The organism is Fictibacillus tiangongensis (genome assembly GCF_048083785.1).
In the GTDB taxonomy this organism is placed as follows: domain Bacteria; phylum Bacillota; class Bacilli; order Bacillales; family Fictibacillaceae; genus Fictibacillus.
Genome location: NZ_CP182294.1, coordinates 1,983,654 through 2,003,941, shown reverse-complemented (window position 1 = coordinate 2,003,941; position 20,288 = coordinate 1,983,654). Strand labels below are relative to the sequence as shown.

Sequence of the window (20,288 nt, the reverse complement as noted above, 5' to 3'; positions counted from 1 at the left end):
TTTAGACATTCAAAATTCATTACAACAATGATGGAAATATATCTATATTACCCATTTACGCGACTTAAAAAACGGTTTGAGGTTGAAATGGCATCAACAGCACTTTATGATCGTTTGTTTCTGGCTGTAAATTAAGTATTTAATTAGTGAATCCAAAAGTTTTGACTCACAATCCACAAGTTTTCGGTATTAATCCAGAAGTTTCTTACATCAATCCACGAGTTTTTGCTGTTTATCCGCGAGTTTACATTCCTCGACACTTTTCGACAGGCGATTCAGCTAGAGCTAACATGAAACATAAAAAAGTCCTCAAAAGCTTAGGATAGCTTTTGAGGATCTTTACATTTAGGCTTTCTCTACATCTGTAACTGGAACAACCTTTTGGCGAATCAGTGGCAGCATCGTTAATATACCGATTGCAAATAGAAGTGCTGCCCCTTCAAACATTAATACAAGGGAAAATGTTTCCTTAAGCCAGCCAGTAATAGACATCGTGAGAACCATCGCACCCATAAATAATGGATTTAATATGCCGTTCACACGGCCGATAAATTTAGCCTCTGTATTTTGGAGGATAAGTGTATTAATTCCAATGTGAACGCATGGCATGAATAGACCACTTATGAACTCGGCAGATAAGGTTAACCAGAAATGTTCGGAGAATCCCATAATCATAAATCCGATCGCACTTGCTCCCATTCCTAGAGCCAATAATAACTGTGGCTTTACTTTGCTCGCGATTCCGATGGTCAAACCTCCACCTAGTATCATTCCAGTACCGAAAGCGGCCATGAGCCATTGAAGTTCCTCTTTTGGAAGACCAAGTTGCTCTGTAACTAAGAAAACGGTTAAAGGCTGCGTTAAGCCTAGAGCTAATCCGGCTACGGCGAAACATGCACCTAGTAAAGTTAAAGAACGTCTGTTTAGCACATAGCTGAAACCTTCTTTCATCTCTAACCAAATAGATGGTTTCTCTTCCGTTTCTTCTACTTCTTCATCAGGAGGAAGTAATAGTAGAATTACAGCAGACAATACGAACGCGATTCCCATTATTGCGATCGCAGCAGTAATCCCAAATTGCTGGTATACGTAAGTACCTAGAATTGGTCCTAGAATCATAAATACAGCGAAAAGTGTTTGATACATTGACATCCCTAACTGAACCATCTTCTCAGGTACATGAATCTTAAATAACTTCATACCTGACGGCTGAGAAAATTGAGACAAAATCGATGAAACGAGTGTTGCAAAGAAGATAACTTTCCAGCTTCCAAAAAGCAGTGTTAATAATACTACAAAGATAGATACAGCGCTTAATAGATCACACCAAATCATCGTCTTTTTTGGTTTCCATCTATCCGCGAATGTTCCTCCAATGAAAGAAAACAAAAAGATTGGAGCGAATTCTGCTACAGATATTAAAGATACCGCTATTGGGTTTTCGTTCGTTTTTTCTATCACGTACAATAGGATTGAATAGTTACGAACCCATATCCCAATTTGTAGAAAGAGTACAGAAAAAAGAATGGTACGAATTACTTTGTTTTGAAAAAGCATACCCATTGTGATTTTGGGTTTGTTTTGATCTTGTTCCAATTTTATTAATCCCCCTTATTCGAAGAGAAGTTATTTCCACTCTCCAAACCAATGTTTCCATTTATTTAAAATTATATCCTTTAATGGTGGAGAATCAATTCCTTTTTGTTTCTTGAATTCATTATAACTAGCAAAACCTATAAGAAGGATACCTGTTAATAATAAGTATACCCACCATGGCATGTTCCCCCAATATGGGCGAGTTTGAACCAGGACATTCAGAAGCAGTACGATCAATCCAGTAAAGAAATAACCTTTTTGTTTAGAGATAAATCCATAAATGATACTAGCAAATGATAATGAACCAAGGATGATCGCATCCATGACTTGATAGCTCTCTATCGCATCGATCATCAATGTTATCCCTATTACACCAAGTAACACATATTGAATCAGATTAGCTAGATGGTCCGAAATGTCCCACATTTTTCTTGTGATCACATAGCTTAATAAGATCCAAGGCAGTACAATAAGTTCAGTCTGAATAATCTCTGGGATCTCAAATTGATCAAGAAGTGAATAATAAGAACACAGGACAAGTATGCTAGAACACGTTTGGAGTATTCTCTTTCCGATCAAAACATTCAAGGATCTATTTCCTTGAACGTAAAAAAGAATAGCAAGTATGAATAGACCAATCGTTGTTAACATATTCTCCGATCGCACCAATCCTGTAAGTACATAAATCAATCCAAAAGCAGCAAAAAAATCAAATTGAACATAGTCAGATTCGCCGTATAGCTTTTTAAAGAAATACATACCTGCCAGTGATATCAGTATGCCAGAGATGAACCAAGCAAGTGAATACATTTCAGAGGCTATACGATTTATCAACAACCATTCTTCTAAATCGATCATTAAGTAGATCAACATGATTACTGATGCGTATTTCCAGTACCTTTTTAACGATTGGTAGAACACTATAAACCCGATTAGTGCAGCTGCATGAATAATAAGAAAGACCTCATCAGATCCTCTAATCGTTATATACTCTCCTAAGAAAATGACGGAAAAAGGTACAAGAAAAAATCGTAATCGAGTTTTCCATTGATTATTTAAAATAAAATAAAACCCTGCTAGAAGAATGCTATAAAGAACAGGTCCCTCATTTGTCAGCCATTCGTTAATCAAGTAATGAAAACCAATAGCTAAAAATATCAAACTAGCATAAAGATTGTACCTGATTTCGTATTCTTTCCGAGCACGGTATACGTATATTCCATACACGATCGCAAGTAAAATGAACGGAACGGGTGAAGTTGTTATGAGTAAAGCATAAAAACCTATGATTAAGGTGATTAAGTGCGATACAGCTTTCGTTGGATATTCACTGCTTGAATCGAGTTTTTGGAATATCTCACTGCTCATTAATAACAAAAAGGAAATGATGATGGACGCATAAACGGATTCCTCAGTACCTATTGTAAATCCAAGTAGTTCCGCTAAATGAATCAATGCAAAGAATAAGGCAATCTGTATACCAGAGAACCCAATCGCCCAATTAAAATGTTTAGTGAAAAACCATAACACTGTCATTAGGAAAATAGACGATGAAATCTTTAGCCACGTAAAATCACTTTCGACTAAGACGACCAAAAAATTCACAGTCGTCGTTATGGTTGTTATGGAAATAAATGAAGTTGCAAGCAGTTTCTGCTTTCTTTGCCGAAGATAGATACTTAAAGTAACGACACTGCCGAGAAGTAAAGAATATGATAATGTCGGTGATGGCAAGAACTTCATCCCCAACAGACAGAAAGCAAAAAAAGTAAAAATCGGTACAAGCCAGGTGGCTAACACTCTTTCTTTTCCATTCTCAATTAAGAAATGACGAACAGAAAGTATGATTAAAATGACGGAAATCATACTTCCTTGGCCATAATGAGCGAGCTCCAAGGACAATAGAAAACTAATAAGTAATCCTCCACCACCGACTAATAGACTTGCTCTCTTTAGTGGTTTGAGATTCTGTCCGATAGAATAAGCTAATGCGCTTGAAATACCGATTGCAAGTGTCCAATAATCTTCATACCGATCACCGGTCACATGGTACACTTCCATAAACGTACAGAAAAGGTAAAACGGCGCCAAATATTTAAAGAAGGAAAACGTAGAATTGTAGCTTAAAAATATAAAGTTAAAAGCTAAAACAAGATAACCCAATAACAACCACACACTGCCTTCTCCTACAGACAATAACACGCCTTCAACAGTAATATATAAGAAAGCAAATATAGAGATTAAGCCATTAGCAAGCTGATAATATTTTTTTAATGCTGTATCTGAAAAATTAGCGACCGCCACTAATACGAGGGGTATTAGCACGATCAAGAACAAACGATATTCTATTAACAGAGAGTTTTGAATCAATTGATAAAGACCGTACGTGATAAAACCGATAAAGAAAAGTTCATATTCTTTTCTTTGATTGACCATTCTCATCGACAGGTATAATGCAGCGGTTAAGATAATATTGAAGCTTTGGTAAAGTTGATTCTCAAACAAGATTAATATGAACAGCGTCGATAGAATCAAATTAACTTGTATAAACAAAGGCAAGATTTGAAGAAATATAGATTGCTTTCCTTTGTTGAAATGATACAAAGAAATAAATCCTACATTTCCTGATGCATAAACAAAATAAAAAGCTTCCTTTGTTAAGCCAAACGAAAGGATTAAATACGCATACCCAATTGCGATAGAAACATAAGTAAGCCAGCTGAATAGCTTGGATTTAAAGTACATACCAAAATAATAATAGATCGGGGTACATACGACAGTCGTCATAACGCCTAATATATATCTTCCTTCGCCATAAAAACTGAGCCAACTCCCAAACAATTCAAAATAACCTGCCGAGAGTACGGTAATTGGAATAAACAAAGCAAACAGAACAAAGAACGTAAACGCTGTTTTTCTAATCTTAAGTATTTTTTCAGAAAGTACGCCAAGACCACCAAATAATAAGGCGATTCCTCCAACTAACATTGTTTTGGTAATCGAACTGAACACATCCCAGTTGCTCGTAGCTAGAGTAAGTCCTCCTAACAAAAGCAGAATCACTCCCGCTGCCATTATGGTTGTAATATTTCTTTCTCTTCTCTGTTCAGGTGTGATTTCCACTTTCGGCTTTGTTGGTGGAGGAGTTATTGTTTTTATAGGCTGTGGATTTTGTTTAGGTTCATCACTCGTAACTTCTGCCGTATGTAAAATTTGTTCTTTGTTTTCTTTTTTTCTAACATCTTCTCTATATCTGTAATAGCCATCAAGCACGTTTAAATAATCCTTCTTCTTTACATATCCTCCTTCTCTTAACTCGTTAAGATCTTTAATGAATCTGGACTGGTCCATCATTCGGCCCCCTAATCTTCTCCTTTGTTGAATGTATGTAACAAAAAGAAAAGAGATAACATGTAGTTACCTCTTTCTTAACTTCTGTATCATCGTCATTATTTTACATTAATTACCTTTACGTGTCACTAACAACTACTAGGGAAAAAGTTCCCCTCACACCCTTTTCTTTCTTGTCATATCCTGTATTACATCACGAAAGGGCTAAATACCCATTTCAAAGGGGAGGAATACAGATGGGCGTTGAACTAACAGCGCTGCATTGGATTTATGTTGTGTTTATTGGTCTGATTATTGGTTTTATGGTTAAGAGACGCGATACTACATTAATAAGTATTCTCGGTATCTTCTTAATCTCTATTACAGCGACTGGTTCATTAACAGGTTCTGTCAGCAGTATTTTTAATAGTTTTATTTATGCGATCACTGAGCTTCTTCCTACAATACTTGTAATCTCTATTATCGTTGCCATGAGTAGAGTTCTGACCTCAACAGGCATCAATGATGTGATGATCTCACCATTTTCGAAACTCATTAGAACACCAGGACTCGCTTATTGGACGATAGGTATTCTAATGATGATAATTTCTTGGTTTTTCTGGCCATCACCCGCAGTGGCACTCATGGGTGCTGTGCTTCTTCCCGTTGCCATTCGCGTTGGTCTTCCTGCACTTGGTGTAGCTATGGCTATGAACCTGTTTGGCCACGGTATAGCTCTATCAGGAGATTTCATCATTCAGGCAGCACCTAAGCTAACTTCTGATGCGGCAGGGTTACCGGTAAGTGAAGTAATTCATGCGAGTATCCCACTCGTGTTTGTTATGGGTCTTGTAACTACAATACGGGGTTAACTGCAGTACCGGTAAAACCTTCAAGTGAACAGGACGTAAGTTTGTTGTCGAGTAAGCAAAAACGGTTCTTTGCTCTTTTTATCCCTATTATGTTTGTTCTGGATGTAGCCGCAATGTCCATTTTTAATCTTCAAGGCGGAGATGCAACTGCACTCATTGGCGGTACATCCGTATTAATTCTGCTTTTAATTACGATGGTCAGCCATAAGAGTAAAGGATTAGAAAAAACAACATCTTATATGATTGATGGTTTCCAGTTTGGATTTAAAGTGTTTGGTCCAGTCATTCCAATTGCTGCCTTTTTTTATCTAGGTGATTCAGGATTTGCTAAGATTATAGGTGAGTTCCTTCCGAAAACATCTCATGGTATCGTTAACGATCTTGGTGTAGCACTTGCGTCTGTGGTTCCGTTAAGTAAAGAAATAGGTGCCATAACATTAACTACTGTGGGAGCTATTACCGGTCTCGATGGCTCAGGATTTTCAGGGATCTCACTGGCAGGATCGGTCGCAAATATATTTGGCACTGCAATAGGAGCAGGAGCAGCGACATTAACAGCACTTGGTCAGATTTCGGCAATCTGGGTTGGCGGAGGTACACTCGTCCCTTGGGCGTTAATTCCAGCTGCTGCAATCTGCGGAGTTGATCCATTTGAACTTGCTAGAAGAAACATAAAACCTGTTTTTATCGGATTAGTTGTGACGACCATTGTGGCGATCTTTTTAATTTAATCGCAGAAAAAGAGGACCTGGCTGGATTGCCTTTTCCTCTTTTTCTAATTATTCTATAAAATTGTTGGTTTGGGATGTTTATTTCTCTTTTTGTGCAAGTTGAAGGAATCGGGAATCAACTACTTTCAAAGAGAATCATTAAACACGAGGATAGTGTTAAATATTTGTAAATGTCTCATGAGCAAATTCAATGAATCGAATCATATCCTCTTGTGAAGCAAAACCAGCTTGAGCAGATTTATCATTTCCGCCGCCCTTACCATTAAACGAGCTAAGGTTTTCTTTGAAGAATGAGCCACAAGAAACATGTGAAGAACCATCATGCATGATGATGATACGATTTTCTAATGTGGAAGCAAGTAAGATCAATAAAGGTTCCTCACTCGCTATTTTTATAGCAAGATCTTTTGTGTCATTAAAGCTTTTATCTTCAAAAACATGTATGAGCAGTCCTGCTTTTGCTTTTGAGATAATTTCTTTACTTAGAAAATGATTATTCTCCTCTTTTAGTCGTCTGTTCTCCAAATCCAATTCCTTTTGGTTGTGCTCCCATTTTTCAAGACGATTCATCACTTCATCTCGACCCGTATTAAATTTGCCTGAAATCAAAGTAAGCAGTTTCAAAGCTTCATTGTAGTCTACTAAAGCACGTTGACCACATTTAAAATACAATCGTGTGGCACCTTTTTGTTTTTCAGCTTTCAAAAGTTTGATGATTCCGATCTCAGCGGTTGAACGAACATGGGTACCTCCACATGCATTATGCTCGATGCCTTCAATTTGAACAATTCGAATGTTCTCCTTAACTTTCGGCATCTTTAATAATGACAATTGTTGAAGTTCTTTATCGGAAACAAAGTATGTATGCACCGTTCTGTTTTTATAAATCTCCTGATTAACGGCTTTTTCAATGTCATCCATTTGATGTTGACTCAGTGTGTCAATTTCAATATCAATCGTTGCAATCTCAGAACCTAAATGAAAACTAATGGTACGTGTTTGATACAAAGAGTAACAAACAGCAGATAACAGATGTTGTCCAGTATGATGCTGCATGTGGTCTAACCTTCGATCCCAGTCTAACTCACAGGCTACCGAGGAAGTTTCAGGCAGACTTCTCACTTTATGTATCACTTCGTCATTTTCAATAAAAACATCGAGCACATCATGTCCGCCAATCGTACCAGTATCAAAGGGCTGACCACCACCGGTTGGATAAAAAGCCGTACTTTCTAAGATCACAAAAAATTCTCCGTTTTTCTCAAAAGTTGTTTTTACCGTTGTTTCCCAATTTGTTGTATACGGTGAAATATAATATAGTTTTTCAGTCATAACTGTTCATCCCTTCTTACTCACTATTCATAGTTTAAACGAATTGGAGATATGAATAAAACAAAAAGGAGAAAACCTAAATGGTTTCCTCCCTATGAGATGAGACGTATTATATGAATTATTTAGAATCTGTATAAATGTGGATAGCATCTCGTAAAAATGCGGCAGTTCCTGGCTGTTCTTTATCATAATAGGCAGTGAAACGTTCGTCGTCCACATACATCTGTGCAAGATTCGCATGTGCTTCTTTGCTATATTCGTGCCAGTACAGCATCAGCCACTCCTTGTGAAGCTCAGCTGCCTTTTGCGCTTCGTCTCCAGCAGGGTCTCCTGTTTTAAAAGCTTTAGCAAGTAACGCATGAATCTCCCCTGCAAGTTTCGTAGCATGATCATGCTCGCTTTGAGTCAAACTCAAGACTTTTTTATTTGATTGATCGACAGCTTGATCTCCATATTTTTCACGAATCTCTTTTCCAAATTTTTTTTCGTTTTCTTCAACCATCTGTTTTTTAAATCCTTCAAACTTCTCTTGATCTTTCATCGTTATTCTCCCTTCGTTCGCAGCGATCGTCTGCTCTACATTCAAAATCAGACGGTCTAACTGTTCTCGTTTGTTCAGGAGTTTTTCACGGTGTTCACGTAGTGCTTCAGCTGGTGAGAAAGCTTGAGATGTAATGATTTCTTTAATTTGATGGAGCGGGAGGTCGAGCTCTTTATAAAACAAGATCTGTTGTAGCCGATCCACTTCTGCTTCACCATAAATTCGATATCCTGACGAGTTTATTCTTGCCGGCTTAAGAATATCTATCTCATCATAATATCTTAATGTTCTAGTGCTTACTCCTGCTAGTTGGCCAAGCTTTTGTATAGTGTATTCTAATGTGATCACCTCCTGACACATTTAACTCTACACCTTAACGCTGCGTGAAGGTCAATAGGCGTTTAAACTTTTTTGATTGATTTTTTGTCATGCTCTGAAAATAGTGAAAGTGGTTGATTTCCATTTCAGGTGCTCGCTTTCCGGGGGGCGTGCGGTGAGCCTCTTAGCGCTCTGCGCTGATAAGAGTCTCACCTGTCCCGCTGATCCCCCAGGAGTCTCGCACCTTACATTCCAATCAACTTGTCAATGATGCCTTTTTATTAGTATGCCAGAAGTGAAAATCATTAGTTATCGGCCAAAAAATAATAAAAACGCATATTTATAGACATATGCGTCAGGAATGATGTTAGGTATTTTTTATAACATTTTAAACCTTATTTTCGTCCTAAAAGCTGCGATAGCTGCTATTACGATTGCTCCAGCGGTATCGGCAAGTAGATCAACCATCGTATCAAAATTTCCGCCGCCCTGTAGGGTCATTCCAAAAAATTGATCCATGCTGAATTCATAGATCTCCCAAACAACCCCACCAAATACAGAGAATGCGAGAACAAATAAAAACACTAGCCAATAGGAAATCTCTTTCCTAGCTTCTTGGTGCGTCATTCTCTCATAAAGTGCAATGGCTACAAACGCCAATAGTGCTCCACTTAAAAGGTGTAAGAAAGTATCCCACCATCCAAAACGGTAGAAATCTAAGATAGATCCTAAATATTGCGATGCAAACAAGAAAGCAAAATATGAAATCATGATAGGCATATTGAATTTTATCTTGGTGAAAAGAATCAAACCTAATGGAATTAGCCCGCAGAATATACCACCGAAAGCCACCTGATAACTGTGTGTCTCATCTTTTGAGTAATAATGAAAACAAAGGTAAGCCATAAATATGACATATGCAGCACTTAGTGCAAGTAAAATTTTTCGTTTCAATCTATTGTCACCTCACGAAGTTTTTTATCAACGAACGAAGATATCTCAATACACTTTTGAAAATATCCCTGATTAACAGGTTTAACCTTATGATTGTGATATATACTCTGTTTTACTCCATATAAAAAAGACACAAAAATGTGTCTTAAGAATTCAACAGTACATATTAGACTAATGGATGTTACGCTTGATCTATGTCTTTAATAAATGCGATCAAACGATTCACCTCTTTAAAACCTACACTTTTATGAAAGTGATAACTCTTGATATTGGACTGTTCGATATCTGAACCCATCTGACTGCAACCTTTTGTCTTTAACCAGCTTTCTCCTTTTTTGATCAATTTTTTTGAGATGCCTTTCTTTCTATACTCAGGGTCTACATAAATACCTTCAACAAAACCAGTGGGACTTTTGAGTGAACCTTCAACGTAATCACTTCTAATGGAAATATGAATAAATGCAACAGGTTTAGCATGCATTAAATATACAAATACTTTATCCTTTTCAGAATTTAGAAGTTGTTTGAATTCTTTTCTCAATTCTTTAAATTCATTATCTGGCCATAATGCTAAAGCCATTTCCGTCAATGAATCTAGAACTTGTTCATCTGCATCCTTAATCGATTCCATATTAAACGCTCCTGTTTTCAATTTTTAGACATTCTTATTTCGACAACCTCATATGTGATATCCTTTATTTTTTTAAAAATTCATGAAAAAATAGTAAGCAACTTCTTTTCATTTTTTCTCAAATTGCTTTATAGTCTAAGATAATTATAGGGTTATTTTGGAAAAGAGGAGTTTATGGTGAAGTATGCGAGTAAGCTAATCTTCTTTCTTATAGGACTATTGATCTTTAGTTATGGAATCGCCATGGCCATTCAAGTGAAATACTTAGGAATCAGTCCATGGGACGTGTTAAATCTTGCTTTGTATGAGCGGTTGGGTTTAACGATCGGTACTTGGAATATTATAGTGGGCTTATTATTAATAACTTGTACGATGATCCTTAATACAAAGTATATTAACATTGGAACTTTTTTAAATGCTGTATTCGTTGGAATTTTTGTAGACTCCTTTTTATTTCTTCAATTACTTCCTAACTCAACAAACATATACATTGATATATTAATCTTGTTCTTTGGCATTTTGTTAATGGGAATTGGTGGAGGTATGTATTCAGCAGCAGGAATAGGAGCGGGTCCAAGAGATGGACTCATGCTATCTATATCAGATTTAACTGGATTTTCAATTAGTAGAGTAAGAATATCTATGGAGTGCCTTGTCTTATTGGTTGGTCTAAGTATAGGAGGGCCAGTTTATATTTTCACATTTCTATATACGTTCATCCAAAGTCCCATCTACCAAAGATCCTATTTGGGTTGTAAGAAGTGGATCGCAAAGTATATGTATAGATTTGACGAAAAAAAGAAGTTTGTTAGTTAACGCAAGCAAACATAAGAAGAAGGTTTTGCAATGAAGTATAAAAGTATAAATCAACATAAGTGTTTTCAACTTTTAGTTACATTGAGTATCGCCTTAGTAGGCGGTCTGTTATTCAACGTATTCAGTTGGCCAATTCCTTGGCTTTTAGGAACTATGACTGCCTTATTAATTGTGAACCTACTAAGTTGGACCCAGTTATACTGGCCCGTTTTTTTAAGAAATACGGGTTTGATCATAGTTGGTTATTCAATCGGTTTAACATTTACTAAAGATACGTTAAAGCTTATGATCACTCACTTGCCATCCATGGCATTCATGACGATCTTATTATTATTAATCTGTTCAGGAATGGCGTTTGTAATATCTCGTTTTACATCCATTAACTTCCCGACTGCACTTACCAGCTCAATTCCTGGTGGTCTTTCACAAATTATTACATTTGCAGAAGAGACTAAGGGAATTGATATTACAACGGTTACGTTCTTTCAAGTCACACGTCTCATTGTCATCATTTTCGCTGTTCCATTTCTAATTTTCAGTCCTATGTTTTCCTCAGGAAGTCCTGCTGTTATTCCTGATGTTATTTCAGAAGGAACCTCTTCTGCCTTTTTCCCGCAGATTATTCTTTTTGGATTATTTTCTGTTGGTATGGCTTTATTAGGGAAAAAAATAAACCTTCCTACAGCTTTTCTACTCGGTCCAATTCTAGGAATTGCTGCTTTAAATATAGTTGGTTTAACAGGGCCACCTCTTCCAGCCTCAATACTTGATATTTCTCAATTTTTAATCGGAGGCTATATTGGATTATTGTTAAAGCCTGAAAAGCTTAGAAAAAAAGCTAGTATGATCCCAATAGCGTTGATCAGCGGATTTTTGCTGGTAAGTTTCGCACTTCTTCTGAGTCTTTTATTGATTTATCAATTTAACTTTTCGTTTATCACTAGTTTCCTGAGTATGGCACCTGGTGGAGCTGATCAGATGGGTATTATCGGACATGAGCTGAAAGCGGATGTTACGATGATTACAGGTTATCAACTTTTCCGTATTCTTTTTATCTTTTTTGCAGTACCTCCTCTTTTAAAATGGGTTTTGCGGGCTCAGATGGACAACTTGCTCTCAAAAAACGATTAATATTTCACTTTATTAAACACTTAAACATCCCCTTAATAATGGGATGTTTGTTTTTTTGAGCGAACGATTAAGATTTTTTATTTTCTAATTCGAATGACTTTTCCTTTGTTTGCTTGTAACATACTATTTGTTTCTACTTTTAATAGTGAAAACTGCGAGCCGCCTCCCGTGTATATGTATGGAAGATGGGTTACTTTTGGATCAACTAAAAAAAGGGCTTTGAATCCAAATGACGGAACTCCTCCTGCAGGAAATCCGGTATGAGCTAATATTTCATCCTCTGTTGCGAGACGAGGGCGTTCAATATCCAAAGCTTTTCCCACACGTGTGGTGCTCACCCGATCTTCACCTTTCACAATGGCTAAGATGAGCTGTTCTTTATTATCTAAAAGACAAATGTTTTTTACGAAACCATGCTGAGATACATTGATCGCTTTAGCAGCTTCCTGTACAGAATGACATGATTCTGTTAGAACCATTTGAATGGCATCTATATTATTCTCCAAAATAAAACTACTTATCGCACTATGATAATTTTCCACATGTATATCCCCTTTACTGACGAGGTAAAGCTGAAATTACAGCACCGACTGCTTGGATCCAACTTCCTGCAAATATTAAAGATTCACTATAGCTTTTATCTTCGTTTGGATGATCAAGTTCAAATTTCCCGCCTAGAGCTTGTAATGAGTTGCCAGCAGATTGGAGTAAATTTGAGATGATAGGTATCCCTTGGTTCGAACCCCGCAACTTCTAATTCGTTATCTAGTTCAACTCCAAAAACAATCCCTGCCCCAAATGCTTGAAGTAAATTTCCTTTAATATTCAGGACTTGAGAAGTATCATCTTCTAATGGTAAGACCATACCTGCAATTACCGTTGTATTTCCAATGGCTTGGACTTCATTTCCGATCCTCTGAAGAGTAAACGGAATTTGCCCATCAGCAATTAGACCATTTCCCGTTGCTTGCAGCACATTTCCTATTAAATCGAGATCTTCCTGAAACTGATCGCTCAAGACCGAAATCGGTGTGTTGGCAACAGCTGATATGACTGTTCCAATCGCCTGTATAACACCACCAATTTGTTGTTTTTGCTGATTATCCATTCGGCAACCGTCCATTTGATAAGATGATGTAATGTATTCGTGGACGAGAAGAAACGTTATTTTCGCTTAGATGCTAAATTTAACTGTTTCCATATTTCAGCTAAATCATCACCAATGTCATTAATGACCTCATTCGTTTTAAAGTAATTATTGTGTGAAAGTGGTGTAGAACTGGTTATAAATCCGCCGCTGTTTATTTCTTTATCAACGGCAATTGCTCGATCATAAGAATCATTGATCGTTTTAAGCGGATAACCGAACACGTCATCTTTATCGTACATATTTACCCATTTCCCTTGAATTTCAGGGTGATGTACCTTTAAATGTGGCGATGGAACTTGGATGGGCTTATCAAAATCAGCATACCTGAGACTCCATAAAGCCATTGGACTTCCTAATGTATAAAAGCTGGTTAGAGTCTCCCCTTTTTCTAATGAAGTCGTTTGCATATTTTGCATGACATCCTCAGGTATTTCTTCAGAACTAAATTGAAGATCATAAAAGTAATTACTCGAAATCACGGTACCTAAACTATGTGCAATGACAAAGAGTGGTGCATCTTCACCAGCAGCTTTACTTAATTTTCGAAGGCCATTTGCATATACCTCATGTACTTTAATATAGTTCGGGTTATGATTCACTACAGGCTGGTAGGCGATGGCATCACCAAAGAAGTGGATGACAAACTGTCTTAACTGCTTAAAATCTAGATCGTCTTCTTTATTAAGCCTGTTCCACAAGTGCGATTCCTTTTCGTTAAAGACACTTCCCCAATAAATGGGTTGGATGATCAGTTCATCTTCAGGAGTTGTATAATAAGGTTTTATGTGCTGAGAGAATCTTTTGGTAAGCATATCAATAAATAAATCTGAAAAATCCTCGTTTTGATTACCGATCCCGTGAAGAATAGCAACTGCGATTTTTTTAGTCATGAAGTATCACATCCTTTTAAAAAATGTTCTTACCGACAGAGAATACGTTTCTAACTAAATATCAATACTAATGTTAGATTGTGAGGGATTCTTCATGAAAGCTAACAAAATCCATGTTTCTTTATTAATCATCGTTTTCTTCTTTTTTCTATGGTCACTTATTAAACCTGCACACTATCCAATATGGATATTAGAAGTCGCTCCATCTGTAATAGTTCTTATCTGTGTTTTCTTCCTCTATAAAAAGTTAAGGTTCACTACTCTTACATATTGCATCATTGCAATGTTGACGATTATGACGTTCATAGGTGGACATTATACTTACGATGACGTGCCACTATTTGATTGGCTGCAGAACCATTATGATTTGAGTCGCAATCACTATGATCGTTTCGGTCACTTTATGAAAGGTTTGTTGGCGATCGTAATACGCGAGATCCTTCTTATAAAAACACCTTTGCATATTGGAAAATGGGTTCAATATATTGCAATAAGTATCACGTTGGCAATCGCTGCTCTCTATGAAATTATTGAGTGGATTGCAGGCAAGATAGCAAAACGCGAAACGAAAGACTTTGTTGGTGCTCAAGGAGATATGTGGGATGCTCAATGGGACATGTCACTTACGCTTCTCGGTTCATTCATCGCATTGCTATTACTCACTTCATGGCATAACAAGTGGATTGAAAAAATAAGGGATAATTAGCTGTTTCAATAGTATTAGACCTATTCAAGATAAATCCTTCTATTGTTTTCCCTTTTTTCGTCCTATACAAAACTGAGGTGAGAAAATGCAAAAGATAACTTCAATGGTTTTTACATTTATTGCAGGATTTTTATTGTTCTTTGCATGGTCAGGGTATTTAAGTGAGGAATTTAACATAAGTGAGTATCGAGGTAACATCGTTAGAAAAGAAAGAATGGAAAAAGTAATAAGTATTGGAGATTCCTTCGTAACAGAACCACAATACACGGTTTTTTTTGAGAACGGTAAGAAACTTAGTGTACCAAACGCTATCTATGTGAACATAAAAGAAGGCAGTTATACCGTCCTCATGAAACAAAATGAAACCATCACTTTAATGAATTAAAGAGACTGAAATGCTATTCAGTCTCTTAATCTGATAAGGATCTTACGTCTGTATTTGGCAGGAAAGGGTATTGGATAGAAAGAAGATAAGCGAGACCTAACAGAACAAGAAAATAGCATAAGAAATATAGATCATTCCTTGAAAAGCCGATCTCATAATAATAGGTCCTCTTTCTGTTCGATTGAAATCGTTTTGCTTCCATTGAAATGGCTATCCGATAAGCTCTGCGTATGCTTTGGGATAATAATGGAATCGCGATTCTCTGCATCCTTTTAAGAAAGTTATTCTTTTGTTCGAGGCCTCTCACTTTTTGAGCATTCATAATGATTTGGTATTCCTCCATCATGATAGGAATCAATCGGATGGCTGCCATAAAACTATAAGCAAACTTGGGAGGCAGTTTAAGCTGTTGCATGAGCGAGTAAAACAATTTAACCGGTTTAGTAGTTAAAGCAAATATCAATCCAAGCATTGCGAATGATAAAGCTCTAAATCCTAAGTGAATGCCCCTTATTAAACTCTCTTCTGATATTTGAACATATGCCCATTTAAACAGAATTGTTTCTCCTTTTCCAAATAGAATCATGGAAGAAGAAGTTGAAAGAAAAACAAGCAAGAAAGGCAGAGATAGCAAGAGTAATTGCTTATAAGAGTAGCCTGTGCCAAATATAAACAATGCTAAGATCACACATGAAAAACCAACCATAAAATTAAGATAATGAATGTTGATGGCAAATACGAACAGAGCTACTATCGTTAATAGTTTTAAGGAAGGATTTATGCCGTGTAACCAAGTGTACTTTCCACTAAATAATGAATTCATGCAGCATCTCCTTCTGTACATTACCACTTTTATTAAGTCGATGATCGGCTACAATTTTACCGTTCTGTACCTCCCATATCCGTGTTGCAAAACGTTCAGTAATATGTTGGTCATGTGTGACCATAAGAATGATCGTTCCTTTTTGACGCTCTTGTTCGATCCATTCCAAAATTTTGAAAGTGTTTATAGAATCTTGACCAAAAGTTGGTTCATCAAGAAGTAATACATTTGGCTTTTGCAAAAAAGCGGTTGCCACGCTTAAGCGCCTCTTCTGACCAACAGAGAGATGATAAGGATGTTGATTCATTTTGCTCGTCAACTTAAGAGAAGAAAGTATCTCTTTTGCATCTGATTCTATATTCTGCTGGTTTTGTAATCCATAGGTTATTTCATCGTAAACTGAATGCGTTAAAAACTGATATTCTGGGTTCTGAAATACAAGGTAAACAAGTCCAGAGATGTCCTTAATTTTTTTAACAAGGAGATCATTTATAAAATAGTTTCCAGATGTTTTTATGAGCTGCATAAAAGCTAACAATAATGAGCTCTTACCTGCTCCGTTTTCACCCATGATCGTGATCCATTCTCCTGATTGAACCACCATGTCATCAGCCCCTATCTTAATTTCCTTGTTTCGATACCCTTTAAAATCTTGCAACTTCAAAGTGTTCTTATATTCAAACTTATTTTCAGCAAGTGGTTCAAATTTGTATTCATCCCATGCACCAGGGTACCAGATTCCATACTCTTTTATCTTTTCCTTATATTGTGTAAAGACCATTGAAGTGTTGCCATCAGCAAGAATTTCTCCACCAGGTGTGAATACAATAAGACGATCGGCAAAGTCCAGGATTTTCTCAATTTTATGTTCTACAATAATTAACGTCTTATCTTTCCATATTCTTTTAACCGTTTCCCAAATTTGTTCTGTTCCCTTTTCATCTATAAAAGCAGTAGGTTCATCTAAGAATATGACATCCGGTTTCAGCGCTAATACAGATGCGATCGCTAACCGCTGTTTCATTCCACCTGATAGATGCTGAATTGGTGTATGAATGTTATCAAGTTCAAGCCCAACCTCTTTTAATAAAGAACAAATCTTGCCAGACATCTCTTCTCGAGGCATCTGTAGGTTCTCAAGAACAAATGCTAACTCTTCATCAACATATGGCATACAGAATTGGGTATCAGGATCTTGAAATACAAACCCCCATCGATCAGGGATCTGTATTTCATCACATTTCATAGGTATGTCTATCGTTTGGGGAATTAGGCCAGTAAGAACTTGTAACAGTGTGGATTTGCCACAACCGGAGGTCCCAAGAAGTAGCACTTTTTCACCACGGTTAATAGACAAACTCATATCTTTAAACAGCATTTCTGATTCGCCAGGAAACTTTAATCTTAAGTTCTTCACAGATGTTATGCTGGTCATATTACCACCTCAGTTATTGATTTAATGCTTCGTGATCTTCTTTTGAAGACGATCGCACTAAATTTGTCACACCTGTAGCCTCTAAAGCTTTTGCGATAGAAATGGCAAACACTCCTGTAAACAATATAGAACCGATTATTCTAAACACGATAAATAAAGTAAGGTTCCATGTTGATAGATCTCCAATATATCCTTTGTAAAAGTCCATGATTAACGATCCTGCACAAGAACTTAACGCAGCCAGTGAGATGACGAAAAGATCAAACCGTTTATAACGAAATGCGAATAGGATAAATTCTGCAAACAATCCTTGAATGATTCCGTATAATAACACTTCAAGTCCAAATTCAGAACCCATTAAAAATTCTCCTGAAGAAGCAGCGATTTCAGCCAATAGGGCAACTCCAGGCTTTCGAATGATGAGGAACGCAACTGTTGCCGCCATGAACCACATCCCATATATCAACTGATCGATATGAAGGCCAAAAGGTTTTACGGCATAATATAGAGGTCCCCAAACCTTATATAAAATCCCAAATGCGATTGAAATTACAATCGTTACAAGGATATCGGTTAACTTTAACCCTTTTTGCATGCTACCTTTCACTTCCAATCGGTGTTGTAGTCAGGCTGAATGGAACCGGCCACTTTTCTAACGTATAAGCCATTTCCCAGAATGAATACTCATACTGACAACTGATCAAGAAGTGTTGAATCATTTTGTTTTTTTCATGTTCACTTGCTTTTTCAGCCAATTGATTCAATCGATCAATCTGTTCTTGTACAAGTTCCGAGAACCATTCTCCTCCATAGGCAGCGATCCACTCTTGATAGATCGGCTCTTGTGGAGTAGCCCCTTTGAACGTGTCCCCAATCTCTTGATAGATCCAATAACATGGCAGAATGGCTGCGATGATTTCTCCTAAACTTCCAGACTCTGCTACACGATATAGGTGAGATGTATAATGATATGCAGTTGGGGCAGGTTCAAAGTTAGCTAGTTCTTCTTCTGTAACACTAAGCTGTTTCATAAATGTTTCATGAAGTCCTAACTCCGCATCATTCGTACCTTGTGCATGTGCGGCCATCCTGGAAGTCGTATGTAAATCTTCAGCTCTTGCCGCACCCATCGCTTGTATTCTTGCAAAATGAGATAGGTAATACGAATCTTGTAAAACATAGTACCTAAAGCGTTCTAAAGATAGGTCACCATCTGCAATTCCCTTCACAAATGGATGCTGAAGGTTCGCTTCCCAAATGGAAGCTGCTCTCTCTCGCAAGATATCAGTAAATGTGTTCATATGAATCCTCCTTGTTTTATCCAACAAAAAAACCACTCTCAGCTAAGAAAGTGGTTGTATATGGAGAATTCAACATAGGAATAAATACTCCGCAACACCACTTCCCTACGCTGGTATAATCCAGATCAGGTTCTAAGAGTCTCAAAGTTTCACTTTGATCTCAGCCTTATAAAGGCACCCCTAGTGGTTAGTTTTATGTAGTTGGTTTCTGTCTTAAATGATAGCAGTCTCTTTTAGATTGTCAATACTGTTTTTGAGAAGCACAAATATTGGATGGCACAATAAAGGGTAATACCTTCTTATGGCATTACCCTTTTAGCACTTATCTTACTTACTCATCGCTTCTGTTAACACAGGTACGATTTGTTTTTTACGAGAAACAACACCTTTAAGAACGGCTGTATTGTTTTCTAATTTAACGTTATATGCTTCTTCGACAGATTGTGAACTCTTACCAAGAGCTAGAGCTGTTGAATCATTTGTTAAGATATCTGTAACAACAAACATGAACAGGTCTAGACCTTTGTCAGCAATAACTTTAGTAATCGCTGATTCTAATTCTTCTTGATGTTTCATTACATCACTAGCGTCCACCGTATTCACTTGTGCAACTTCAATTTTGCTTTCACCGATGTTAAATTCTTTTGCATCAAGTGAGATTAACTCTTCCACAGACTTATCACTTATATCTGCTCCTGCTTTTAGCATTTCTAAACCGTACTTTTCCGCATCTACTCCTGCAATTTCAGCAAGTTCTCGTGCTGCAGCAACATCTTCTTCTGTGCAAGTAGGTGATTTGAACAACAAAGAGTCAGAAATAATCGCAGAAAGCATAAGTCCTGCAATATTTTTCTCTACTTGAATACCCTTCTCTTTGTACATCTTGTTCAAGATTGTAGCTGTACAGCCAACTGGCTCTGCACGATAGTATAACGGATCGCTTGTCTCAAAGTTCGCGATGCGATGATGATCGATAACTTCTAATACTCTTACTTTTTCAATATCATTAGCACTTTGTTGACGTTCATTATGATCAACTAAGATTACTGCGTTTGCTTCAGCAGAGACATGTTCAACAAGTCGAGGAAGCTCAGCATTGAAATAATCTAATGCATATTGTGTTTCACCGTTAATTTCACCTAGGCGAATAGCTTCAACATTTTGTCCTAATTTAGATTTCAAGTCAGCATAAACGAGTGCTGATGTAATCGTGTCAGTATCTGGATTTTTGTGTCCAAAAATAAGTACTTTTTCCATGCGTCTACTCCTTATAAATGAAAAATTGTGTTTTGCCTAAGCCTTATTTTATCATAGATAAAAAGCTTATGGCTTTTGGAGTTTATTGT

At 37.0% G+C, this 20,288-nt stretch carries 19 protein-coding genes, 1 pseudogene and 1 riboswitch; of the genes and pseudogenes, 5 read left to right on the top strand and 15 right to left on the bottom strand.

Annotation, left to right across the window (positions count from 1 at the left end):
• Nucleotides 1-345 precede the first annotated feature (345 nt).
• Nucleotides 346-1,563 carry an MFS transporter gene (locus tag ACNJYY_RS10745; protein WP_416731843.1) on the bottom strand — a complete coding sequence of 406 codons (1,218 nt, stop codon included), beginning with the start codon at nucleotides 1,561-1,563 and terminating at the stop codon, nucleotides 346-348.
• A gap of 63 nt (nucleotides 1,564-1,626) precedes the next feature.
• On the bottom strand, nucleotides 1,627-4,947 hold the full coding sequence (locus ACNJYY_RS10740) for a hypothetical protein (protein ID WP_416731690.1): 3,321 nt from the start codon (nucleotides 4,945-4,947) through the stop codon (nucleotides 1,627-1,629).
• 236 nt (nucleotides 4,948-5,183) lie between these two features.
• Here ACNJYY_RS10740 and ACNJYY_RS10735 point away from each other — a divergent pair.
• Nucleotides 5,184-6,529 (top strand): annotated as a pseudogene (locus tag ACNJYY_RS10735) (hypothetical protein).
• A 156-nt stretch (nucleotides 6,530-6,685) separates the two neighbouring features.
• Here ACNJYY_RS10735 and ACNJYY_RS10730 read toward each other — a convergent pair.
• The 4 genes from ACNJYY_RS10730 to aac(6') all read right to left on the bottom strand — a co-directional run bounded on the left by ACNJYY_RS10730 (nucleotide 6,686) and on the right by aac(6') (nucleotide 10,305).
• Nucleotides 6,686-7,861 carry an alanyl-tRNA editing protein gene (locus tag ACNJYY_RS10730; protein ID WP_416731689.1) on the bottom strand — a complete coding sequence of 392 codons (1,176 nt, stop codon included), beginning with the start codon at nucleotides 7,859-7,861 and terminating at the stop codon, nucleotides 6,686-6,688.
• A 118-nt stretch (nucleotides 7,862-7,979) separates the two neighbouring features.
• Nucleotides 7,980-8,762, bottom strand: coding sequence for a MerR family transcriptional regulator (locus ACNJYY_RS10725; protein WP_416731688.1), 783 nt, complete (start codon nucleotides 8,760-8,762; stop codon nucleotides 7,980-7,982).
• 336 nt (nucleotides 8,763-9,098) lie between these two features.
• Nucleotides 9,099-9,674, bottom strand: coding sequence for a hypothetical protein (locus tag ACNJYY_RS10720; protein ID WP_416731687.1), 576 nt, complete (start codon nucleotides 9,672-9,674; stop codon nucleotides 9,099-9,101).
• Between the two features lie 181 nt (nucleotides 9,675-9,855).
• Nucleotides 9,856-10,305, bottom strand: coding sequence for an aminoglycoside 6'-N-acetyltransferase (gene aac(6') / locus ACNJYY_RS10715; RefSeq protein WP_416731686.1), 450 nt, complete (start codon nucleotides 10,303-10,305; stop codon nucleotides 9,856-9,858).
• Nucleotides 10,306-10,479: 174 nt separating this feature from the next.
• Between aac(6') and ACNJYY_RS10710 the strand changes: the two genes are divergently transcribed.
• Both ACNJYY_RS10710 and ACNJYY_RS10705 read left to right on the top strand, forming a co-directional pair.
• Nucleotides 10,480-11,121 carry a YczE/YyaS/YitT family protein gene (locus ACNJYY_RS10710; RefSeq protein ID WP_416731685.1) on the top strand — a complete coding sequence of 214 codons (642 nt, stop codon included), beginning with the start codon at nucleotides 10,480-10,482 and terminating at the stop codon, nucleotides 11,119-11,121.
• A 30-nt stretch (nucleotides 11,122-11,151) separates the two neighbouring features.
• Complete coding sequence (locus ACNJYY_RS10705; RefSeq protein WP_416731684.1) at nucleotides 11,152-12,252, top strand: AbrB family transcriptional regulator; 1,101 nt, start codon at nucleotides 11,152-11,154, stop codon at nucleotides 12,250-12,252.
• Between the two features lie 77 nt (nucleotides 12,253-12,329).
• On the opposite strand, the gene ACNJYY_RS10700 is transcribed toward ACNJYY_RS10705, so the two are convergent.
• The 4 genes from ACNJYY_RS10700 to ACNJYY_RS10685 are packed head-to-tail and all read right to left on the bottom strand — an operon-like array spanning nucleotide 12,330 to nucleotide 14,292.
• Complete coding sequence (locus ACNJYY_RS10700; protein WP_416731683.1) at nucleotides 12,330-12,794, bottom strand: aminoacyl-tRNA deacylase; 465 nt, start codon at nucleotides 12,792-12,794, stop codon at nucleotides 12,330-12,332.
• Between the two features lie 13 nt (nucleotides 12,795-12,807).
• Entirely contained in the window at nucleotides 12,808-13,002 is a 195-nt protein-coding gene (locus ACNJYY_RS10695) for a DUF6944 family repetitive protein (RefSeq protein WP_416731682.1), read from the bottom strand.
• Complete coding sequence (locus tag ACNJYY_RS10690; protein WP_416731681.1) at nucleotides 12,914-13,360, bottom strand: DUF6944 family repetitive protein; 447 nt, start codon at nucleotides 13,358-13,360, stop codon at nucleotides 12,914-12,916. Before ACNJYY_RS10690 ends, ACNJYY_RS10695 begins: the two co-directional genes overlap by 89 nt.
• 56 nt (nucleotides 13,361-13,416) lie before the next feature.
• On the bottom strand, nucleotides 13,417-14,292 hold the full coding sequence (locus ACNJYY_RS10685) for a chemotaxis protein (RefSeq protein ID WP_416731680.1): 876 nt from the start codon (nucleotides 14,290-14,292) through the stop codon (nucleotides 13,417-13,419).
• A gap of 94 nt (nucleotides 14,293-14,386) precedes the next feature.
• Here ACNJYY_RS10685 and ACNJYY_RS10680 point away from each other — a divergent pair, with 94 nt between their 5' ends.
• On the top strand, nucleotides 14,387-14,998 hold the full coding sequence (locus tag ACNJYY_RS10680) for a DUF2238 domain-containing protein (protein WP_416731679.1): 612 nt from the start codon (nucleotides 14,387-14,389) through the stop codon (nucleotides 14,996-14,998).
• 85 nt (nucleotides 14,999-15,083) lie between these two features.
• Complete coding sequence (locus ACNJYY_RS10675) at nucleotides 15,084-15,383, top strand: hypothetical protein (RefSeq protein WP_416731678.1); 300 nt, start codon at nucleotides 15,084-15,086, stop codon at nucleotides 15,381-15,383.
• Between the two features lie 25 nt (nucleotides 15,384-15,408).
• On the opposite strand, the gene ACNJYY_RS10670 is transcribed toward ACNJYY_RS10675, so the two are convergent.
• The 5 genes from ACNJYY_RS10670 to ACNJYY_RS10650 all read right to left on the bottom strand — a co-directional run bounded on the left by ACNJYY_RS10670 (nucleotide 15,409) and on the right by ACNJYY_RS10650 (nucleotide 20,199).
• A complete protein-coding gene (locus tag ACNJYY_RS10670; RefSeq protein WP_416731677.1) occupies nucleotides 15,409-16,206 on the bottom strand; it encodes an energy-coupling factor transporter transmembrane component T family protein in 798 nt (265 codons plus the stop codon).
• Nucleotides 16,190-17,641, bottom strand: a complete 1,452-nt coding sequence (locus tag ACNJYY_RS10665; RefSeq protein WP_416731676.1) for an ABC transporter ATP-binding protein — start codon at nucleotides 17,639-17,641, stop codon at nucleotides 16,190-16,192. Before ACNJYY_RS10665 ends, ACNJYY_RS10670 begins: the two co-directional genes overlap by 17 nt.
• Nucleotides 17,642-17,654: 13 nt before the next feature.
• Complete coding sequence (locus tag ACNJYY_RS10660) at nucleotides 17,655-18,236, bottom strand: ECF transporter S component (protein WP_416731675.1); 582 nt, start codon at nucleotides 18,234-18,236, stop codon at nucleotides 17,655-17,657.
• Nucleotide 18,237: 1 nt separating this feature from the next.
• Nucleotides 18,238-18,942 carry a thiaminase II gene (gene tenA, locus ACNJYY_RS10655; RefSeq protein WP_416731674.1) on the bottom strand — a complete coding sequence of 235 codons (705 nt, stop codon included), beginning with the start codon at nucleotides 18,940-18,942 and terminating at the stop codon, nucleotides 18,238-18,240.
• Nucleotides 18,943-19,027: 85 nt separating this feature from the next.
• Nucleotides 19,028-19,134, bottom strand: a riboswitch (TPP riboswitch).
• 135 nt (nucleotides 19,135-19,269) lie between these two features.
• Nucleotides 19,270-20,199: a manganese-dependent inorganic pyrophosphatase gene (locus ACNJYY_RS10650; RefSeq protein WP_416731673.1), complete on the bottom strand. Its 930-nt coding sequence runs from the start codon at nucleotides 20,197-20,199 to the stop codon at nucleotides 19,270-19,272.
• Nucleotides 20,200-20,288 lie beyond the last annotated feature (89 nt).

Bases quoted from the DNA above. Each gene is read 5' to 3' on its own strand.
- ACNJYY_RS10675 (WP_416731678.1), top strand. From the start codon at position 15,084: ATGCAAAAGATAACTTCAATGGTTTTTACATTTATTGCAGGATTTTTA.
- ACNJYY_RS10650 (WP_416731673.1), bottom strand. From the start codon at position 20,199: ATGGAAAAAGTACTTATTTTTGGACACAAAAATCCAGATACTGACACG.
- ACNJYY_RS10690 (WP_416731681.1), bottom strand. From the start codon at position 13,360: ATGGATAATCAGCAAAAACAACAAATTGGTGGTGTTATACAGGCGATT.
- ACNJYY_RS10710 (WP_416731685.1), top strand. From the start codon at position 10,480: ATGGTGAAGTATGCGAGTAAGCTAATCTTCTTTCTTATAGGACTATTG.
- ACNJYY_RS10685 (WP_416731680.1), bottom strand. From the start codon at position 14,292: ATGACTAAAAAAATCGCAGTTGCTATTCTTCACGGGATCGGTAATCAA.
- ACNJYY_RS10745 (WP_416731843.1), bottom strand. From the start codon at position 1,563: ATGGGTATGCTTTTTCAAAACAAAGTAATTCGTACCATTCTTTTTTCT.
- ACNJYY_RS10705 (WP_416731684.1), top strand. From the start codon at position 11,152: ATGAAGTATAAAAGTATAAATCAACATAAGTGTTTTCAACTTTTAGTT.
- ACNJYY_RS10730 (WP_416731689.1), bottom strand. From the start codon at position 7,861: ATGACTGAAAAACTATATTATATTTCACCGTATACAACAAATTGGGAA.
- ACNJYY_RS10665 (WP_416731676.1), bottom strand. From the start codon at position 17,641: ATGACCAGCATAACATCTGTGAAGAACTTAAGATTAAAGTTTCCTGGC.
- ACNJYY_RS10670 (WP_416731677.1), bottom strand. From the start codon at position 16,206: ATGAATTCATTATTTAGTGGAAAGTACACTTGGTTACACGGCATAAAT.
- tenA (WP_416731674.1), bottom strand. From the start codon at position 18,942: ATGAACACATTTACTGATATCTTGCGAGAGAGAGCAGCTTCCATTTGG.
- ACNJYY_RS10740 (WP_416731690.1), bottom strand. From the start codon at position 4,947: ATGGACCAGTCCAGATTCATTAAAGATCTTAACGAGTTAAGAGAAGGA.
- ACNJYY_RS10680 (WP_416731679.1), top strand. From the start codon at position 14,387: ATGAAAGCTAACAAAATCCATGTTTCTTTATTAATCATCGTTTTCTTC.
- ACNJYY_RS10725 (WP_416731688.1), bottom strand. From the start codon at position 8,762: ATGTGTCAGGAGGTGATCACATTAGAATACACTATACAAAAGCTTGGC.
- ACNJYY_RS10660 (WP_416731675.1), bottom strand. From the start codon at position 18,236: ATGCAAAAAGGGTTAAAGTTAACCGATATCCTTGTAACGATTGTAATT.